The sequence below is a fragment of the Pseudomonas sp. RIT-PI-AD genome (genome assembly GCF_025642785.1).
In the GTDB taxonomy this organism is placed as follows: domain Bacteria; phylum Pseudomonadota; class Gammaproteobacteria; order Pseudomonadales; family Pseudomonadaceae; genus Pseudomonas_T.
In genome coordinates this window covers 1-16106 of the sequence record NZ_JANZKU010000019.1, presented here as the reverse complement: position 1 = coordinate 16106, position 16106 = coordinate 1, and the positions used below count along the sequence as shown (strand labels likewise).

Sequence of the window (16106 nt, the reverse complement as noted above, 5' to 3'; positions counted from 1 at the left end):
AGGTGGGATGCGCCGTACCGAAGCGGCGCCTGTTCAGCTGATTGCCGCCGCGTGCGGAAAGTTCGGCCCCTGAGCCCTCGGGCGTTCTCACTCCGGGGCGAACAGGTCGCCCTGATGGGCCTGGAAGCGGGGATCGGCGCCATAGCTCAGCCGCCCCTCGACGATCCGCGCCTGCGGCCCGTAGGCATGGGGCTGGCAGCGCTGATCGTCGAGGATGTGGAGCACCTCATGGCCGCGGAAATGCAGGACATCCGCGATCAGGGCGCGATGGCATTGTGTCCACATCCGTTCGGCACACATCACCGCGACGCGCCGCGCGCTGGCGAACGCCAGCAGCTTGTCCAACCCTCGGGCGAATTCCGCGCTGTCCAGGTGATCGGCATAGCCGCGGAACGCCGGATTGCGCCAGGCGGTGTTCGGCGAATCGGCCGTCGGCTCCCGCCGCCCGCCCAGTTCGGGGAGCCACCGGTAATCGATGCCCTGCGCCGCCAGGGCGGCGCGCAACGGGCCTTCGCCGAATTGCGGGTAGCGCTTGGACGAGGGGAAACGCCGCACGTCGGCGACTCCCTGCACGCCGTAAGGGGTGAGCAGGGCCAGGAACACCTCGATCGGCAACGTCGAGTGGCCGAGGGTCCATAGGCGCAGCGGGGGCGGATTCGGCGAAGACATGAGCCAGGAGCCTCGCGAAGGGGGGCGAAAGTGGCGCGGATACCGGAGGTCCGCCAGCCGCGATGGGTTGTCCGGCGCGCCCGAAACCCGGGCTCGGGCCGTCCCGGGGCGCATGGCATGCGAGCGCTCGGGCCTGGGCGCCGAGTCGCGGGGCGTTCGTCTAGCGACCTTCGGCGAGTCGTTTTATTTCCCGTCACTCGACTGGCGGCACGGCGAATCCATATGCCGAAGCCGTTTATCCGGTAACCGCTCGAAACAGCCGGGTTTGAAAAAAATAAGAAACTCCCGGGTGTGGGCCAGAGTCAGCTTATATGTCAATCGTGACGAAAACCTAACCCAGGAGATTCCCATGGGCAGCACTTCGGACAAAATCAAAGGCGCTACCAACGAAGCCGTCGGTAAGGTCAAACAAGGCATCGGCGAAGCCACCGACAATGCCAGCCTAAAAGGCGAAGGCAAGCTGCAAGAGCATAAAGGCGAAGCGCAGCAAGCGGTCGGTAAAGCCAAGGATGCCCTGAAGAAAGGCATCGACAAGGCATGATGCCTTGCACGATCTGAGACGTGCCTTCGTCATCGAGCGAAGGTGACGTCCAGATAGGTTACGGCAGAACTTCGTGGAAGATTCTGCCGTTATTGTTTAAAGGATGGGGTTTTATATCCCCGAGTAGTGTGTCGGTGAAATCATCGCCGATATCCCGCACGTTATTCTTTCGCCGCTCGATTCCACACTCCTTATTGCCTCGGCCTTCATGGGCTCGGCTGCCGTTAACGCCGCTCACCGGCTCGTTTCGTCCGCCTGATATTGGCTGAATTTCCCGACGGGTGCGTCTGTCCTAATTAGGGAACACGACTTTCGCCGTATGAGGAGAACGATAATGGATTTACCCAACCACAATCTCGCCGCTTTGTTCGATCAATTGGGCCTGGACAGCGATCCGGACAGCATCGATGCCTTCATCGCCGAACACGCCCCCCTGCCCGACGAGGTCAAGGTCACCGAAGCGCCTTTCTGGAGCTCCGCCCAGGGGACATTCCTCAAGGAGCAGATGATGAAGGATGCGGATTGGGCCCCGGCCGTGGATGAGTTGAACGTGCGCCTGCACGAGACCAAATAGCCTTCCTTGCCTCGATTCTCGAGCGGGCCACACAGGCGGCAGGGCGGATAAAGGCAATCTTGTTATCCGCCTTGTGAGTGATTCGCCGATATAGCTGGCTTACCTGCCGTTAGTTCCTTTCCATACGTTTCTATTCGTTCGCGGCGTCGAGTGCGCGCTCGTATCTCGCTCGTGTTCTGGCACGTGAAGTTTGCGTGTGGAGCAGGCGGTGAGGCAGGGCGAGTCTTCATATGCGCCTGGCTGCGGCGTCCGGGATTGGTGGATAACGCGGGCGGTCCACCCTACGGGGATTCTGCGTGGGGAGTGACGCTATCCGCCGAATGCTTGGCCTCTCGATCTGCATGTGCCTGCGCATTGGCTGCGGCGTCCGGGATTGGTGGATAACGCGGGCGGTTATCCACCCTACGGGGATTCTGCGTGGGGATTGACGCCATCCGCTGAGTGCTTGGCCTCTCGATCGGTATGTGCCTGCGCATTGGCTGCGGCGGCCGGGGGCGGGTGGATAACGCGAGCGGTTATTCGCCCTACCGGGTTCTGCGTGGGGATTGATGCTATCCGCTGAGTGCTTGGCCTCTCGATCTGCATGTGCCTGCGCATTGGCTGCGGCGGTCGGGGGCGGGTGGATAACGCGAGCGGTTATTCGCCCTACCGGGCTCTGCGCAGGGTGTGCGTTTTCGCGTTTGTTGAACCGGGGCGGATGGGCAGGCATCGGTATCCTGGCCTGCGCGCGCGTTCCGTTATTGCCCGAGGACCCGGGTGGCGAGCGCCTGCGGGCAAGCCGTGGAGTTCACTGGCGAGGCGTCGGGTTCAGTGCTGGGAGAGTCCGGCATTTCCAAGGGCGATCAGGGGTTTGCTGCGGCGATAGCGGGCCAGGCGCTCGGTGAGCGTGGCCGGCAGGTCGGTGCAGGGCTGGAAGTCGAGGCGGGCATAGAACCCGGCGAGATCGGGATGGCAGAACAGCCAGATCGGTCCCGGGTGCGCGGCGCGGGCGGTGCGGACCAGGCCGGATGCCACGCCCCGTCTGCGCTGCGGCGCGGCCACCAGCAGGCGGGTCAGCCAGTGGCCATCCGCTTCCGGCCGCAGGCAGAGGGCCGCGATCGGTTCGGGGGCCTGGGCGACCCATACCGCATCGCCGCCGCGGACGCGGGCCGGCGCGCGCTGGTCGCGATAGAAGCGGTTGGCCAGCGGCAGGGCCAGGTCCGGCAGCCGACGGTAAAGCATGTCCATCCGGTGTGGATCAGCGCTTGCCCATGGAGCGGCGGGTGCCCCGCGGCGCCGGGCCGGGGCGTTTGTCGTGTTGGCTGACGTGGCCTTTCGGCGGACGGTTCTTCTCGTTCTTGGCCTTCAGGAACTGCCCGGGGGAAAAGGGGAACTCGAAGGCTGGGATTTCCGCCTGCGCGGGTTCGCCGGCGGGGCTGGCGTCCGTGGACGCGTCGGCGGGGGAGAGGGGGTCTGTCGAAGTCATGGAGCACCGATGGAGGTCGTGACGGCGCGGCAGCGACGCCAAAGGCGCGCATTATAGCGGCGCGCCCAGGCAAAGCGATGGCGCCGTATGTCTCCAGGCATCCGGCTTCCGCCGCGCGCTCGGGGCAACGCGAGCCGGGCTGCGAGCAGCGGGACGAGCCCTGCGGGCCGGTCGGAGCGCCGTGTCGAAGCGCTCGAACCCGAGTGGGGCGCCCGGTGCCCGTCGTGGGCAAATGTCCCCGGAGCGGCCCGGCGCAGGCATCGCGTGCCGGCACAAGCCCGGGTTGCGATCGGAAGCCTCGAGCCGGTCAGGCGAGGACGCGCCAGCTACGTCGGGTAAAGAGGCATGCCGGATGGATCGGCGAGTGCTGGACGCGGGCCCTTCTAAGGGGCCCCAGGTCTGTAGGCGAAATCAGCGAGCGCAGGTCAGGCAAGGCAAGAACAGCCGAGGACGCGGAGTGTGCCTGCTGTAACTGAACCTTCGCGGCATCCCCGAGCGCAGGCGCTTTTCCTACAGCGCCTAGGGTGCTTCGTCCGGGATCGGCTCTTCTTCCAGGGCCGGCGCGGCGACCAGGGCATTCACCAGGCTCAAGGCCTTGTCGAAGGAGGGGTAGCCGCTCTTCGCCACGTCCAGTTCCGCGTAGGCCTTGCGATAGTCCTCGGCCTGCACCGGATCGGCCTCGGTGAGCAGGTAAGGCTCGGCATAGATCTTGTAGAGCAGGGCGGTGGCGTAGGGGTGTCCGCGATCCGCCGAGGCTTCCAGCAGCTTCATCACCTCGTCGACCTGCGGCCCCTGGCGGATCTTCAGCACCGCCCGGTAGAAATCGGCCTCGCCGGTCTTGTCCTCGCTGGCGGCGCGATCCAGCAGGGCCGCGGCCAGCTCGTAGTTTTCCATGTCGCCCGAGCTGATCAGCAGCTTGGCTTGCAGCATGTCGTTCTGGTAGAGCAGACGTTCTTCGCGACAGCGGTCGCCGCTCATGGGCTCGTCGCAACCGGGCGAGCTCGCGCAGCCCGCCAGGAGCATCAGGGCCGCGAGGGCCAGGCAGGGGGCGGGTTTCGGATGGGCCATGGGCTTCGCTCTGCAACGGACGTCGAGGTTCGACCCCGGCCCTGCCACGAGGGTTCGCATGCCGGGGGGTCGTTGCCGAGCTTAGCGGAATAAGCCGGCGCGCGGCAGCCGCCGCGCGCTTGCGCCCCGGGCGTCAGCCGCGCGCGGTGTCCGCCAGGCCCTGCGTCGAGCCGTCGGCCGGCCGGCGCAGGTTGCGCTGGGCGACGATCTCCGGCAAATCCTGGCGGCGCATGTACACCCGCAGCGGCTCGCTCAGGTTGAGGCGGTCGTCGATGTGCTGGTCGAGCAGCAACTGGATCGCCTCGCGCTTGAGGCTCATCAACCGGGCGTCGACGGCCTGCCAGACGAACTCGCTGGTCGGCACGATGCTGCTGTCGGCCACGTCCATGCCGAACGAGTCCTCGCTGAAGCGCACGATGTGCCGGCCGGTCTTGGTGTTGAAGCCGACGAAGCCGTTGAGCCGGTCGGCGGCCTCGCAAATGCGGGCGGAAGTGATGCTCATGGGTGAACCTCGTGGAGGGGCCCCGGCGGGGGCGGAGGGTCTGCGGATCGACAGGGTTATACCCGGAACCCGCCCACCGCACGCGTGACCCAGGGTCGCAGCCGGTTGGCCTGCCGCGCCGCCCGTGCGGGCCGGCGACGGGCCGCATCGGCTCGCCGCCTTGGTATCCGCTGCGCGGCGCGCTAGGCTGCCGGACCGGCACCCCGCCAGCGAGAGCGAACTGCGATGCAAGGCCCCGTGAACTTCAAGGACAAGATTTCCCGCCAGCGCCCCCACGGCAAGGCCGAGGAGCGGCCGCTGGCGTCCCAAGGCGAACTCGGCGCCCTGATCGACCAGTTGGAAAGCGACCGCGGGCGGATCATCAACTCCGCGGCGGTGCGGCGCCTGCAACAGAAGACCCAGGTCTTCCCGCTGGAACGCAATGCCGCGGTGCGCAGCCGCCTGACCCATTCCCTGGAGGTGCAGCAGACCGGGCGCTTCATCGTCAAGACGCTCTACAAGCAGCTCGGCGCGCGGGCTCGCGACTACGGCCTGGACGGCCTCGACGGCGCGCTGGAAAGCCTGGTGGAAATGGCCTGCCTGATGCACGACATCGGCAACCCACCGTTCGGGCATTTCGGCGAATTCGCCATCAACGACTGGTTCGGGCGCCGCCTCGACGGCCTGTTCGCCGCCGCCGTGGCCGCCGACCAGGGCGATGCCGGGCTGCGCGCGCGCATGCTCACCGACCTGAAGAGCTTCGAGGGCAACGCCCAGGCCATCCGCCTGGTGGTCAAGCTGCTGCGGCTCAACCTGACCTACACCCAGACCGCCGGCCTGCTCAAGTACGTGCGCCCGGCCTACCGGCCGCGCCCGCAGCCGGGCACGCCGGCCTGTTACCTGAACAAGAAACCCGGTTTCTACCTCTCCGAGGAGCCCTTCATCGACGACCTGCGCGCCGCCCTCGGCATGGCGCCCGGCACCCGGCATCCCCTGGCCTACATCATGGAGGCGGCGGACGACATCTCCTATTGCCTGGCGGACATCGAGGATTCGGTGGAGAAGGGCATCCTCGACGTCGACCTGCTGGCCAGCCTGCTGGTGGCCAAGTTCGCCGAGCAGCAGTCGCCGGACGCGATCATCCCCGGTTCCACCCGCAGCTTCGGCGAGGTGGTGCGCTATGCCCAGGAGCGCTCGCGCAACGAGCCGATCAACAAGGTCAGCGAGTTCTTTCTCTGGTTGCGCGTCAACCTCATCCACCCGCTGGTGCGGCACGCCGCCGGGCAGTTCATCGAACAGCTCGAGGCGGTCTACCAGGGCACCCTCGACCGCGCCCTGCTGGAGGACGACAGCCTGCCCAACGCCATCGTCCAGACCTTCAAGGCGGTGGCCCTGGAACGGGTGTTCTGCCACCGCGAAGTGGAAACCCTGGAGTTGCAGGGCTACCGCATCCTGCAGGGCTTGCTGGGGTTCTACGCGCCCCTGCTGGGGGTGCCCGCCGCCGACTTCCTCGCCCTTACCGGGAATGCCTACCGCGGTGCGCCGAACCTGCAACTGCTGATCCACCGCCTGCCCAGCCAGCAGGTCAAAGCCTACCACGAGGCGCTGAAAGGCCTGCCCGCGGACAGCCCCGACCGGGGCCTGTGGGAGTTCTACCATCGCTGTCGGATGCTGCAGGATTTCATCAGCGGAATGACCGACCAGCACGCCCAGGACGAATACCGCACCCTCTCGGCCCTGTGACGGTGCCCCGCGGATGACTCGCCAAGCGCTCGACCCGGCCGGCCGCGACGCCCTGCGTGCCTGGCTGGCGCGTGGCGCCGCGCGATTGAACCGTTACGCCAAGCTGATCGGCTCGGTGTTGTTCCTGTTCTGCTCCGGTAGCGGCTTCCTCGCGCTGTTCGCCTATTTGCAGGCGATCGGCCGCCCGGACCTGTTCATGCCGTCCTTGAGCCTGGGCCCGGCGCTGTTCGCCTGGCTGTTCGCGGTGGCCCTGATCGCCTTGGCGGCGCTGGCGTGCCTGCTGGCGCCCTCGCTGATCCTCGCCTTGTTCCTGGCCCAGCGGCCCTCGGACGAGGCGGCGCGGCGGCTGCTCGCCAGCCATGCCTACCGGATCGTCGCCTCGGGCTTTGCGCTGTTGCTGGCGGCCGCCTGGATCATCCCGCTGGAGCGGGTTTACTGGGTCTTTCCGCTGCTGTTCGCCTGGGTTTCGCTCGCCACCGGCCTGCTCTGTGTCGGGTACCCGGCATTCCGCCGGGCGCTCGGCGAGCCTCTGGCGCCGCGCGGCCACCGGGTACGCGGGGGCGACCTGCTGGGTTTCATCCTGTCGGCCAGCGCCATGCTGACGTTGGCGGTGCTGGCGGGGGTCTTTCCCGCTGCCTTCGCGATCGACGCCTATCGCGGCGGCGACACCGACTGGGACCTGCTGAAGGCCCTGGCCATCTGCCTGGTGTCGATGCTGCTGGCGGCGACCCCGACCCTGGCGTTCCACCTGACCCGGGGCGATACGCTGCGCAAGCTCCGCCATGGCGCCCTGGCACTGGGCCTCTGCGTGGCGCTGTTCTTCCTGTTGTCGTTGCCGTTCTTCGGCGTGCTCACCTACGCGGCGGCGCGGGTCGTCCACCTGCGCGAGACGGAGCCTTCCACTTACCTGATCAGCCCGCGCTATCCGCCGTCGACCTTCGCCGGCCGCGGCTGGCGGGCGCAGAGCCGCGACGAGGATGGCGGGCGCACGCGGATCGAGGCGTTCCGCCAGTACCGCTTCGGCACCATGAACCTGCTCTGCCCGGCGGCGTTGCGCGAGGTCCGCCTGAGGCGCTGGCCGGACCTGTCCTCGACTTGCCTGGCGATTCGCGAGGCGGATTTCACCCTGCTACCCGTGCCGGAAACCCCGCCGACGCCGGCCGTCGAAGGGCGCCCAGCGACGGGGACCTGTGTGTCGGTACGCGCCTTGACCCGGCCACCGCGCGTGCTGCGGCAGGAACGGGTGTGCCTGTTCGCGGCGCCGCTCTAGGGCCCACGCAGGCGGCAAATCCCGTCGCCGGGGAGGTTGCAACCCGTTGTCGGATCGGGCCGGAGATTGGCCGCAGAGGGCGCGCGAATCGGATACGCGCCATGCGCGGGCGCCTACGCGACCCGAGCCGCCCCTTGGCTTGGCGCTGCTTCGCGCCGCCGGCTCACTCCTGCTTCTTCAGCAGGTCGGCCAGCCCGGCCAGGCCCTTGAAGGTGGTCTTCGGGCCCTGGTCGCCGCCGGGCGTGGCCTCGGCGAAATACTGGTTGTCGGTGTAGCGCGAGTGCTCGTTGTCGTGGCAGTACAGGCAGAGCAGCTCCCAGTTGGAGCCGTCTTCCGGGTTGTTGTCGTGGTTGTGGTCCTTGTGGTGCACGGTCAGTTCGCTGAGGCGTTTGCCGGAGAACTCGCGGGCGCAACGGCCGCAGACCCAGGGGTACATCTTCAACGCCTTTTCGCGATAGCCCTGTTCGCGCTGGCTGTAGGGGGTGGAAGGCTTGTTCGTGCTCATGGAGAAGGCCTGTGCTGACGAGAGAGGCGAGGGTGACAGCCTAAGCGGCGGCGGCGAGAGGGTCCATCCGGCCGCCTCGCCATCCGTCCGCCGCCGGGCTTAGCCGGCCAGCCCGACGTAGACGTTCTGCACGTCGTCGTGGGCATCCAGGGCGTCGAGGAAGGCTTCGACCTCCTCCAGCTCCGCCTCGCCCAGGGTCACCGGGTTCTTCGGCCGGTAGCCCAGTTGCGCGGATTGCACGGTGAACCCCTGGGCCGGCAGGGCCCGGCACACGGTGTCCATGTCGGTGGCGTCGCAGAGGAACAGGGTGGCGCCGTTTTCCGCGGGCTCGAAGTCCTGGGCGCCGGCTTCGATGGCGGCCAGCTCGGGATCGGCATCCGCCGCGGCGGGCGCGGCCTCGACCATGCCCAGGTAGTCGAAGTCCCAGGTCACCGAGCCGGAAGCGCCCAGTTGGCCCTTGCGGAACAGCACGCGGATCTCCGCCACGGTGCGGTTGATGTTGTCGGTCAGGCACTCGACGATCACCGGCACCCGGTGCGGGGTGAAGCCTTCGTAGGTGGTGCGCTCGAACTGCACCGCCTCGCCGAGCAGGCCGGCGCCTTTCTTGATCGCGCGCTCGAGGGTCTCGCGTGGCATCGAGGCTTTCTTCGCCTGTTCCACCACCAGGCGCAGGCGCGGGTTCATGTCCGGGTCGGCGCCGGCGCGCGCGGCGATCATGATTTCCTTGGACAACTTACCGAAAACGCGGCCTTTGGCATTCGCGGCGGCTTCTTTGTGTTTGGCTTTCCACTGTGCGCCCATGGGGGTTCTCTTGCGGGTGGGGAATCGAGCTGCGGATTCTAGTCGCTTCGCGCGTGCCGGAAACACCTCCGGCCGACACCCTGCGGCGATCACCCCGGGATAGGCTGATCCGCGTCAAGGTCTGGCGGCTTTTTGCCATCAAATTCCTCGCACTTTTGCCCGATAATGCAATCGCATGCTCACCATTCACGCCAAGGATCGGTTTCCTCTCTCGGGTACCTCATGAAACAGTCCCACACCGATCGCGCCAGCTGGCTCAACAACCTGTCCGTTGGCAAGAAGCTCGGCTTCGGCTTCGGCTTCATCCTCCTGGCCTTGCTGCTGGTCGCCGCCATCGGCGCCTTCAGCGCCGCGCAATTGAGCGCCCAGCTGAGCAAGACCCAACTGACCTCCACCATCCTCAACCATGGCCTGGAGATGCGCCTCTACGAAGTGACCTACGCCAGCGGCGGCGACCCGGCGGCCCTCGCGCTGCAGGCCGAGGCGGCGCGGCAGATGGACGAGAAGATCGACGAGGGCCTGTTACGGCTGGTGCGCCCGGTCAGCGTCGACCTGCTCAAGCGCCTGAAGGTAAGCGTGGACGCCCACCACGACGGCTTTAACGCCCAGGTGAAGGCCCGGCAGGCCAGCGCCGACGCGCGCAAGCCGATGGTGCGGATCGCCGACCAGATGAGCGCCACCTTCGCCGCCCTGCTGGCGAAGAGCCTCGAACAGGCACGGCAGGCGCCGGACGCCGACAGCGTGCAGGCGCTGGCCACCGCCACCCAGCTCCAGGGCCTGGTGACCGAGGCACGGTTGCTGAACCTGCCTTACCTGTCGCTGCCGAGCCCGGACAACGCCCAGGCGATCCTCGCCAGCCTGGACAAGCTGGCGAGCGCCACCCAGGCGGCGCGGGCCAGCCTGCCGGCCCCCTACGGCGGCGACCTCGACGCCGCCGCCCAGGCGGTCGACGGCTACCGGACCCTGTTGCAGACCATCTTCCAGCAGGACCAGCAGTTGCAGGCCCGCGGCCAGGACCTGATCGCCACCACCAACCAAAACGTCGGCATGCTCCAGGCCCTCACCGCGGACCAGTTGAAAGGCGCGGAAGAGCGGCGGCAGCAGGCCGAGCTGGAACTGGCGGCGGTGTCCGTCCTCGCGCTGATCCTCGGCATCCTCGCCGCCTTCATCGCCCACCGGCAGATCGTCCCGCCGCTGCGCCAGACCGTGGAGCGGGTACGGCGGGTCGCTGCCGGCGATCTCACCGGCGACATCCACAGCGACCGCCGCGACGAGCTCGGCCTGCTGCAACGCAGCATGCAGGAGATGTCGCGCAACCTGCGCGAACTGGTGGGTGGCATCACCCATGGCGTCACCCAGCTCAGCACCGCCGCCGAAGCCTTGTCCGCCGTCAGCGGGCAAACCAGCGCCGGGGTGAGCCAGCAGCGCAGCGAGGTGGACCAGGTGGCCACCGCGATGAACGAAATGGCCTCCACCGTGCAGGAAGTCGCGCGCAACGCCGAGGAGGCGTCCCGTGCCGCCCAGGCCGCCGACGACAAGGCCCGTCGCGGCAGCGCGGTGGTCGGCGACAGCGTGCGGCAGACCCAGGTGCTGGCCCAGGACATCGACCAGTTGGGCGAGGCCATGGTGCGCCTGACCCAGGAGAGCGAGAAGATCGGCAGCGTGGTCGACGTGATCAAGAACGTCGCCGAGCAGACCAACCTGCTGGCGCTCAACGCCGCCATCGAGGCCGCGCGCGCCGGCGAACAGGGCCGCGGGTTCGCCGTGGTGGCCGACGAAGTGCGCAGCCTGGCGCAGCGCACCCAGGGCTCCACCCAGGAGATCGAAAGCCTGATCGCCGCCTTGCAGGCCGGCGCCGGGGAAGCCTCGCAGCTCATGGAACGCAGCCGCGAACGCACCGACACGACCGTCGCATTCGCCCGCCAGACCGAGGCCTCCCTCGCCGAGATCAACCAGGCGGTCTCGCACATCCAGCAGATGAACCAACAGATCGCCACCGCCGCCGAGGAACAGAGCGCCGTCGCCGAGGAAATCAACCGCAGCGTGGTCAACGTCCGCGACATCGCCGACCAGTCCGCCACCGGCTCCGAACAGACCGCCGCCTCTACCCTAGAACTGGCGCGCCTCGGCACCCAGCTGCAAACCCTGGTGACGCGCTTCAAGGTCTGAGGCGGGCCCCCTTGGCGCGAGCCGCCCCCACCGTTCAGCGGGCGCCGCCTCAGCCTCGGCGCCCGTGAACCGGCGGATAAGCTTCGCGTTACCCACCCTACGGGAAACGTAGGGTGGATAACCCGCTCGCGGTTATCCACCAAGAAGGTCGATACGGGCGTGCAGAGAAGCGGGCATTGCGTGGAAGCCAATATCGGTGCTCGATCGGCTTCCGAGCATTGGCGGATAAGCTTCGCGTTATCCGCCCTACGGGAAACGTAGGGTGGATAACCCGCTTGCGGTTATCCACCACGAGGTCGGCACCGGGCTGAACGCCCGCGACGTGCTCACCGAGGCGCGTCGGACTTGCCGGGAGCGCCGGTTGCCTGGACGGATCAGTCCTGGCGGCTGGTGACTTCCAGCAGGTGGTAGCCGAACTGGGTCTTCACCGGCCCCTGTACCACGTTGAGCGGCGCGCTGAACACCACGGTGTCGAATTCCTTGACCATCTGGCCCGGGCCGAAGGAACCGAGGTCGCCGCCCTGGCGGCTGGACGGGCAGGTGGAATTGTCCTTGGCGACCTGGGCGAAGTCGGCGCCGCCTTCGATAGCGGCCTTGAGTTCGTTGCACTTGGCTTCGCTGGCGACCAGGATGTGACGGGCAGTGGCTTTGGCCATGGGGTGACTCCTCGATGATTGAGCCGACGAGGCTACCGGAATCGTCCGGTTGTTCAAGAGAAAGAGTGCCCGGGCCGACTAGCCGGAATGAGTGCACGGGGCCCGCGGCGCGGCGAGCGGGCGATAGCCTAGCGTGCCGAGTAGTGCGAACGGCCCCCGAAATCCTTGCCGGTGTCCGGCCCGCGCTTGGCAGTAATCAGCAGCATGGGCGCGTGGCGGATGGGGCGATCCGGCTGCGAGGCTCGTGCAGATGTGGGCGCCAATGCTTCGGTATCGACGAGGGCCGCCGATGAGCGCGCGGCGGCACGCCTTTCACGGATTTATGGCTGCAATTGCTCGCCGTCGATCAGGCGCAGGGGGCGTCTGTCGGCGAAGGCGCGGGCCTCTTGGGTGAAGGCTCTCTGGAGGGGACCAATGGCCGGGCCGAAGGAGCGTTCGCCAACCTTGGCCCAGGCTCGACCCTCCCAAACGACAAATGGCCGGATGCTCCGTTGTAGAGCGGTGGAGACGAGGCGTAGAATCCGCGCCTTCGTATCGCCCCTTCACCGCGCACTCCGTTGCGCCCGTCGTCTTCCCGGCCGTGAGCCGGATACTTCGGCTCCTGCGTGCCCTTGCATCCGGGATGCCTTCTTCGAATTTTCCGCAGGCTGTCCCTGCCGTGCGCGGCACGCGACGATAGCCTTGCGGTCGCAACAGGTCGCGAGCCTCAGACAGTCTTGAAATGAACACACCCTCGAATGCCCCGGCCGGTAGTTGGCTCAGCGTCGTCGCCTTGGCCTTGGCCGCTTTTATCTTCAACACCACTGAGTTCGTGCCGGTCGCCTTGTTGAGCGACATCGGCCAGAGCTTCGACATGCCGACGCCCCGGGTCGGCCTGATGCTGACGATCTACGCCTGGGTGGTGGCGCTGGCCTCGCTGCCGATGATGCAACTGACCCGCAACGTCGAGCGACGGCGGCTGCTCACCGGGATCTTCGTGCTGTTCATCGTCAGCCACCTGCTGTCCTGGGTGGCCTGGAGTTTCGGCGTGCTGCTGGTGAGCCGGATCGGCATCGCCCTGGCCCATGCGGTGTTCTGGTCGATCACCGCGTCCCTGGCGGTGCGCGTGGCCCCGCCGGGCAAGCAGGTGCAGGCCCTGGGGCTGTTGGCGACCGGCACCTCGCTGGCCATGGTCCTCGGCATCCCGCTGGGGCGCGTGGTGGGGGAAGCGCTGGGCTGGCGCACCACTTTCATGGCGGTCGCGGTGTTGTCCGTGCTGACCCTGCTCTGCCTGATCAAGACCCTGCCCCTGCTGCCCAGCCAGAACTCCGGTTCGCTGAGGAGCCTGCCGATGTTGCTCAAGCGCCCGGCGCTGGTGTCGATCTACGTCCTCACGGTGCTGGTGATCACCGCGCAGTTCACCGGCTACAGCTACATCGAGCCCTTCGCCAAAACCGTGGCGCACCTCAGCGAACACATGACCACGGTGCTGCTGTTGCTGTTCGGCGGTGCCGGCCTCTTCGGCTCGCTGCTGTTCAGCCGCTACAGCGCGCGCTACCCGAACGGCTTCACCCTGTTCGCCATCGCCGCCCTGGCGCTGTGCCTGCTCGGGCTGCTGCCGGCCGCGCGGAACGCCACGGCCCTCGGCGCGCTGGGCATGGCCTGGGGCATCGCCATCATGTGTTTCGGCCTGGCGTTACAGGCGAAAGTTCTCGCCCTGGCGTCGGATGCCACCGACGTGGCGATGGCGCTGTTCTCCGGCCTCTACAACGTCGGCATCGGCGGCGGCGCCTTGCTGGGCAGCCTGGTCAGCCTCCACCTGGGATTGCCCAGCATCGGCAACGTCGGCGGCGCGCTGGCGGTGATCGGGCTGCTGGTGTGCGGCGTCGCGGCCTACCGCTTCGGCACACCAACCAAGCCGAGCGGAACCTGAGGTAGCCGGAGCTTCGCCGCCTCGATCCAGGGCGCCGAGACCCTTCGGCCCAATCCAGCTCCTCGACCCTCGGCGGATAAGCTGGCGCGTTATCCGCCCGACGTCCGGGGTGGACACCCGCTCAGGGGATCCACCACAAGCCAGAACGCAGACGCACAGGTGGCTCACCCGCCGTGTCGTCGTAGGGTGGATAACCCGCTTGCGGTTATCCACCACAAAGCCAAGGCATCGCCGCATAAATGGCCCGCCACGTCTCTCTTGGATCGAACCGTGGGGTGGATAACCCGCTCGCGGTCCACCCCAGAACTCACGACCTATCCGTCCTGTGTCGAGCAAGTCGCTTTTGGTCTAATGGGCTTTCCAGAAGCGGCCACCGTGCTCGGCGCGGCCGTTCGGTGGCAGAGGGCCGCGGGCTCGCGCATCATGGCGGTCCGCTCGTTGAGAAGGAGTCACCCATGCGTCGATGCCTGACGAATTTCAGCCTGCTGCTGGCGGGATTGTTGGCCGTGGGCGTTGCCCGGGCCGCCGAGGAAGCGCAGCTCGTCGACCGGATCAATGCCTACCGCGCCGACCCCCAAGGCTGCGCCGGGCAGCCGGAAGCGGTCGGCCCGCTGTCCGCCGACCTGCGCTTGTCCGCGCCGACGGCGACGGACGTCGGTGCGTTGCAGCAGGCGTTGAGCCAGACCGGTTACCAGGCGGCCGCGCTGCACCTGCTGCGCCTGTCCGGCCCCGACAGCGTCGAGGCGGCCATGGGCGCGCTGCAACAGAAATTCTGTCGCCAACTGCTGGGCGTGCAGTACACCGACATCGGCGTGTCGCGCAGCGCGAGCGACTGGCGCATCGTCCTGGCGCGACCGCTGCTGTCCGGTGGGCTGGATGACTGGCAAGCCGCGGGCCAGGCGGTGCTGGAGCAGGTCAACGCAGCCCGGGCGCAGCCGCGCCAGTGCGGTCGCGAGTCCTTCGCCGCGGCGCCACCCCTGGCCTGGAACGCGCTGCTCGGCGAAGCGGCCTTGGCCCACAGCCGCGACATGGCCAACGGCAACTTCTTCTCCCACCGCGGCAGCGATGCCAGCCAGCCCGAGGAACGCGCCCTGCGCGCCGGCTACACCTGGAGCCGCCTCGGCGAAAACATCGCCGCTGGCGAGGGCTCGCCCACCGGCACCGTCGACGGCTGGCTGGCCAGCCCGGCCCATTGCGCCAACCTGATGAACCCGGCCTTCACCGAGATGGGCGCCGCCTATGGGGTCGATCCGCGCAGCGATGCCGGCATCTACTGGACACAGGTGTTCGGCGCGCCCTAGGTCACTGCGGCCTATCGGCGCGCAACGCGCCTGTGGGAAAAGCCTTGGGTAACGTGTGTTTCCGCTCCATGACTCGAGGAAGCGCGCAGCGGTCGTCGGTGGAGAGAGACGCCTTTCCGCCATGCGATGGGCGCAGGGCGGCGGAAAGAGTCGGTAACGTTGGCTGTTGTTTTGTGGTTACGATCACGTTTTCGGCCTCTCCGTCGTTCGTCCTGTGATCGAGCGCTGCTTCGCGGTTGTCGGGCGCGAAGGGGCTGTGCCACAGTCGCGGCCGATTCGTTCATGGAAGGCAAGAGGAGAGGAAAGGCGTCATGAACACGCCTGCCGAACCCGGTTTCTACATCGTCCAGGACCCCATGCCCCGCCAGAGCCTCGAACGGCTGCTGCTGCCCGAGGCACAGGCCCCGACCCTGGAGAAATTCCGCAGCCTCAACCCCCACCTCAGCCAATGGGCCAAGCCCGGGCAGATGGCGGTGATGAGCGCCTCCCCCGAACGCATGTGTACCTTGCAGGAAGCCCTGCTGATGGAAGCGGCGGCCAAGGTCGATGCCGCCCTGGCGCCCATGAGCGACGACGACGCGCGCTTCCTGGTGCGTAACCGCGACCTCATCGAACCCTTCCTGCAGGACGGCGCCGGCGCCCTCGGCACCGCCACCCTGATGGTCGGCAAGCACCTCGACGACCTGGGCCATACCCTCAAGGCCCTGGAGCAGCTCTACCAGCGCAGCTTCGACCAGGCCGGCAGCCTGCGCGGCAACGCCTTCTTCGCCGAGCGCCAGCACCTGATGCGCCAGCTCGACGCCAGCCTCGGCCCGTTGGTGCGCAAGGGCGTCGGCCTGCCCGACCACCCCAACCTGCGTCAGGCCCTGGGCCTCTCCAGCCGCAGCCTGGTCCACCACTGGAGCAAAGCCGGCCGCGCCGGCGCCATCCCTGGCTACGCCAGCTACATCA

At 67.6% G+C, this 16106-nt stretch carries 15 protein-coding genes and 1 pseudogene; 8 read left to right on the top strand and 8 right to left on the bottom strand.

Annotation, left to right across the window (positions count from 1 at the left end):
• Window positions 1-87: 87 nt before the first annotated feature.
• Complete coding sequence (locus OGL92_RS16095; protein WP_263145307.1) at window positions 88-669, bottom strand: DUF488 domain-containing protein; 582 nt, start codon at window positions 667-669, stop codon at window positions 88-90.
• 349 nt (window positions 670-1018) lie between these two features.
• On the opposite strand from OGL92_RS16095, the gene OGL92_RS16090 reads away from it, so the two are divergent.
• Both OGL92_RS16090 and OGL92_RS16085 read left to right on the top strand, forming a co-directional pair.
• The gene (locus tag OGL92_RS16090; protein WP_263145304.1) at window positions 1019-1210 is read left to right on the top strand and encodes a CsbD family protein; all 192 of its coding nucleotides are present in this window, start codon (window positions 1019-1021) and stop codon (window positions 1208-1210) included.
• A 334-nt stretch (window positions 1211-1544) separates the two neighbouring features.
• Window positions 1545-1784, top strand: a complete 240-nt coding sequence (locus tag OGL92_RS16085) for a DUF2789 domain-containing protein (RefSeq protein WP_263145302.1) — start codon at window positions 1545-1547, stop codon at window positions 1782-1784.
• A gap of 807 nt (window positions 1785-2591) precedes the next feature.
• Here OGL92_RS16085 and OGL92_RS16080 read toward each other — a convergent pair.
• The 4 genes from OGL92_RS16080 to OGL92_RS16065 form a co-directional block, all read right to left on the bottom strand.
• Entirely contained in the window at window positions 2592-3005 is a 414-nt protein-coding gene (locus OGL92_RS16080) for a GNAT family N-acetyltransferase (RefSeq protein WP_263145299.1), read from the bottom strand.
• A gap of 16 nt (window positions 3006-3021) precedes the next feature.
• Window positions 3022-3249: a hypothetical protein gene (locus OGL92_RS16075; protein ID WP_263145297.1), complete on the bottom strand. Its 228-nt coding sequence runs from the start codon at window positions 3247-3249 to the stop codon at window positions 3022-3024.
• 519 nt (window positions 3250-3768) lie between these two features.
• On the bottom strand, window positions 3769-4272 hold the full coding sequence (locus tag OGL92_RS16070) for a hypothetical protein (RefSeq protein ID WP_263145458.1): 504 nt from the start codon (window positions 4270-4272) through the stop codon (window positions 3769-3771).
• Window positions 4273-4450: 178 nt separating this feature from the next.
• Entirely contained in the window at window positions 4451-4819 is a 369-nt protein-coding gene (locus tag OGL92_RS16065) for a DUF2025 family protein (protein WP_263145295.1), read from the bottom strand.
• A gap of 225 nt (window positions 4820-5044) precedes the next feature.
• Here OGL92_RS16065 and dgt point away from each other — a divergent pair, with 225 nt between their 5' ends.
• Both dgt and OGL92_RS16055 read left to right on the top strand, forming a co-directional pair.
• Window positions 5045-6541, top strand: a complete 1497-nt coding sequence (gene dgt, locus OGL92_RS16060) for a dGTPase (RefSeq protein ID WP_263145292.1) — start codon at window positions 5045-5047, stop codon at window positions 6539-6541.
• A gap of 13 nt (window positions 6542-6554) precedes the next feature.
• The gene (locus tag OGL92_RS16055; protein ID WP_263145289.1) at window positions 6555-7811 is read left to right on the top strand and encodes a hypothetical protein; all 1257 of its coding nucleotides are present in this window, start codon (window positions 6555-6557) and stop codon (window positions 7809-7811) included.
• Between the two features lie 163 nt (window positions 7812-7974).
• Here the strand turns inward: OGL92_RS16055 and OGL92_RS16050 are convergent, their stop codons facing one another.
• Together OGL92_RS16050 and OGL92_RS16045 are read right to left on the bottom strand one after the other, a co-directional pair.
• Entirely contained in the window at window positions 7975-8316 is a 342-nt protein-coding gene (locus tag OGL92_RS16050; RefSeq protein ID WP_263145288.1) for a YajD family HNH nuclease, read from the bottom strand.
• Window positions 8317-8415: 99 nt separating this feature from the next.
• Window positions 8416-9117 (bottom strand): YebC/PmpR family DNA-binding transcriptional regulator, encoded by a 702-nt coding sequence (locus OGL92_RS16045; protein WP_263145286.1) that lies wholly within the window; start codon window positions 9115-9117, stop codon window positions 8416-8418.
• Between the two features lie 222 nt (window positions 9118-9339).
• On the opposite strand from OGL92_RS16045, the gene OGL92_RS16040 reads away from it, so the two are divergent.
• Window positions 9340-11286, top strand: coding sequence for a methyl-accepting chemotaxis protein (locus OGL92_RS16040; RefSeq protein ID WP_263145285.1), 1947 nt, complete (start codon window positions 9340-9342; stop codon window positions 11284-11286).
• Between the two features lie 374 nt (window positions 11287-11660).
• Here OGL92_RS16040 and OGL92_RS16035 read toward each other — a convergent pair whose 3' ends face one another.
• Window positions 11661-11942 carry a peptidylprolyl isomerase gene (locus tag OGL92_RS16035; RefSeq protein ID WP_263145282.1) on the bottom strand — a complete coding sequence of 94 codons (282 nt, stop codon included), beginning with the start codon at window positions 11940-11942 and terminating at the stop codon, window positions 11661-11663.
• A gap of 721 nt (window positions 11943-12663) precedes the next feature.
• Between OGL92_RS16035 and OGL92_RS16030 the strand changes: the two genes are divergently transcribed.
• The 3 genes and pseudogenes from OGL92_RS16030 to OGL92_RS16020 form a co-directional block, all read left to right on the top strand.
• Window positions 12664-13854 carry a sugar transporter gene (locus tag OGL92_RS16030; protein WP_263145281.1) on the top strand — a complete coding sequence of 397 codons (1191 nt, stop codon included), beginning with the start codon at window positions 12664-12666 and terminating at the stop codon, window positions 13852-13854.
• 455 nt (window positions 13855-14309) lie between these two features.
• Window positions 14310-15155, top strand: a complete 846-nt coding sequence (locus tag OGL92_RS16025; protein ID WP_263145278.1) for a CAP domain-containing protein — start codon at window positions 14310-14312, stop codon at window positions 15153-15155.
• A 311-nt stretch (window positions 15156-15466) separates the two neighbouring features.
• Window positions 15467-16106 (top strand): annotated as a pseudogene (locus OGL92_RS16020) (hypothetical protein); the annotation flags it as partial.

Coding starts and splice junctions, on each gene's coding strand:
- OGL92_RS16035 (WP_263145282.1), bottom strand. CDS start 11,942: ATGGCCAAAGCCACTGCCCGTCACATCCTGGTCGCCAGCGAAGCCAAG.
- OGL92_RS16040 (WP_263145285.1), top strand. CDS start 9,340: ATGAAACAGTCCCACACCGATCGCGCCAGCTGGCTCAACAACCTGTCC.
- OGL92_RS16095 (WP_263145307.1), bottom strand. CDS start 669: ATGTCTTCGCCGAATCCGCCCCCGCTGCGCCTATGGACCCTCGGCCAC.
- OGL92_RS16050 (WP_263145288.1), bottom strand. CDS start 8,316: ATGAGCACGAACAAGCCTTCCACCCCCTACAGCCAGCGCGAACAGGGC.
- OGL92_RS16055 (WP_263145289.1), top strand. CDS start 6,555: ATGACTCGCCAAGCGCTCGACCCGGCCGGCCGCGACGCCCTGCGTGCC.
- dgt (WP_263145292.1), top strand. CDS start 5,045: ATGCAAGGCCCCGTGAACTTCAAGGACAAGATTTCCCGCCAGCGCCCC.
- OGL92_RS16085 (WP_263145302.1), top strand. CDS start 1,545: ATGGATTTACCCAACCACAATCTCGCCGCTTTGTTCGATCAATTGGGC.
- OGL92_RS16025 (WP_263145278.1), top strand. CDS start 14,310: ATGCGTCGATGCCTGACGAATTTCAGCCTGCTGCTGGCGGGATTGTTG.
- OGL92_RS16070 (WP_263145458.1), bottom strand. CDS start 4,272: ATGCTCCTGGCGGGCTGCGCGAGCTCGCCCGGTTGCGACGAGCCCATG.
- OGL92_RS16065 (WP_263145295.1), bottom strand. CDS start 4,819: ATGAGCATCACTTCCGCCCGCATTTGCGAGGCCGCCGACCGGCTCAAC.
- OGL92_RS16080 (WP_263145299.1), bottom strand. CDS start 3,005: ATGCTTTACCGTCGGCTGCCGGACCTGGCCCTGCCGCTGGCCAACCGC.
- OGL92_RS16090 (WP_263145304.1), top strand. CDS start 1,019: ATGGGCAGCACTTCGGACAAAATCAAAGGCGCTACCAACGAAGCCGTC.
- OGL92_RS16075 (WP_263145297.1), bottom strand. CDS start 3,249: ATGACTTCGACAGACCCCCTCTCCCCCGCCGACGCGTCCACGGACGCC.
- OGL92_RS16030 (WP_263145281.1), top strand. CDS start 12,664: ATGAACACACCCTCGAATGCCCCGGCCGGTAGTTGGCTCAGCGTCGTC.
- OGL92_RS16045 (WP_263145286.1), bottom strand. CDS start 9,117: ATGGGCGCACAGTGGAAAGCCAAACACAAAGAAGCCGCCGCGAATGCC.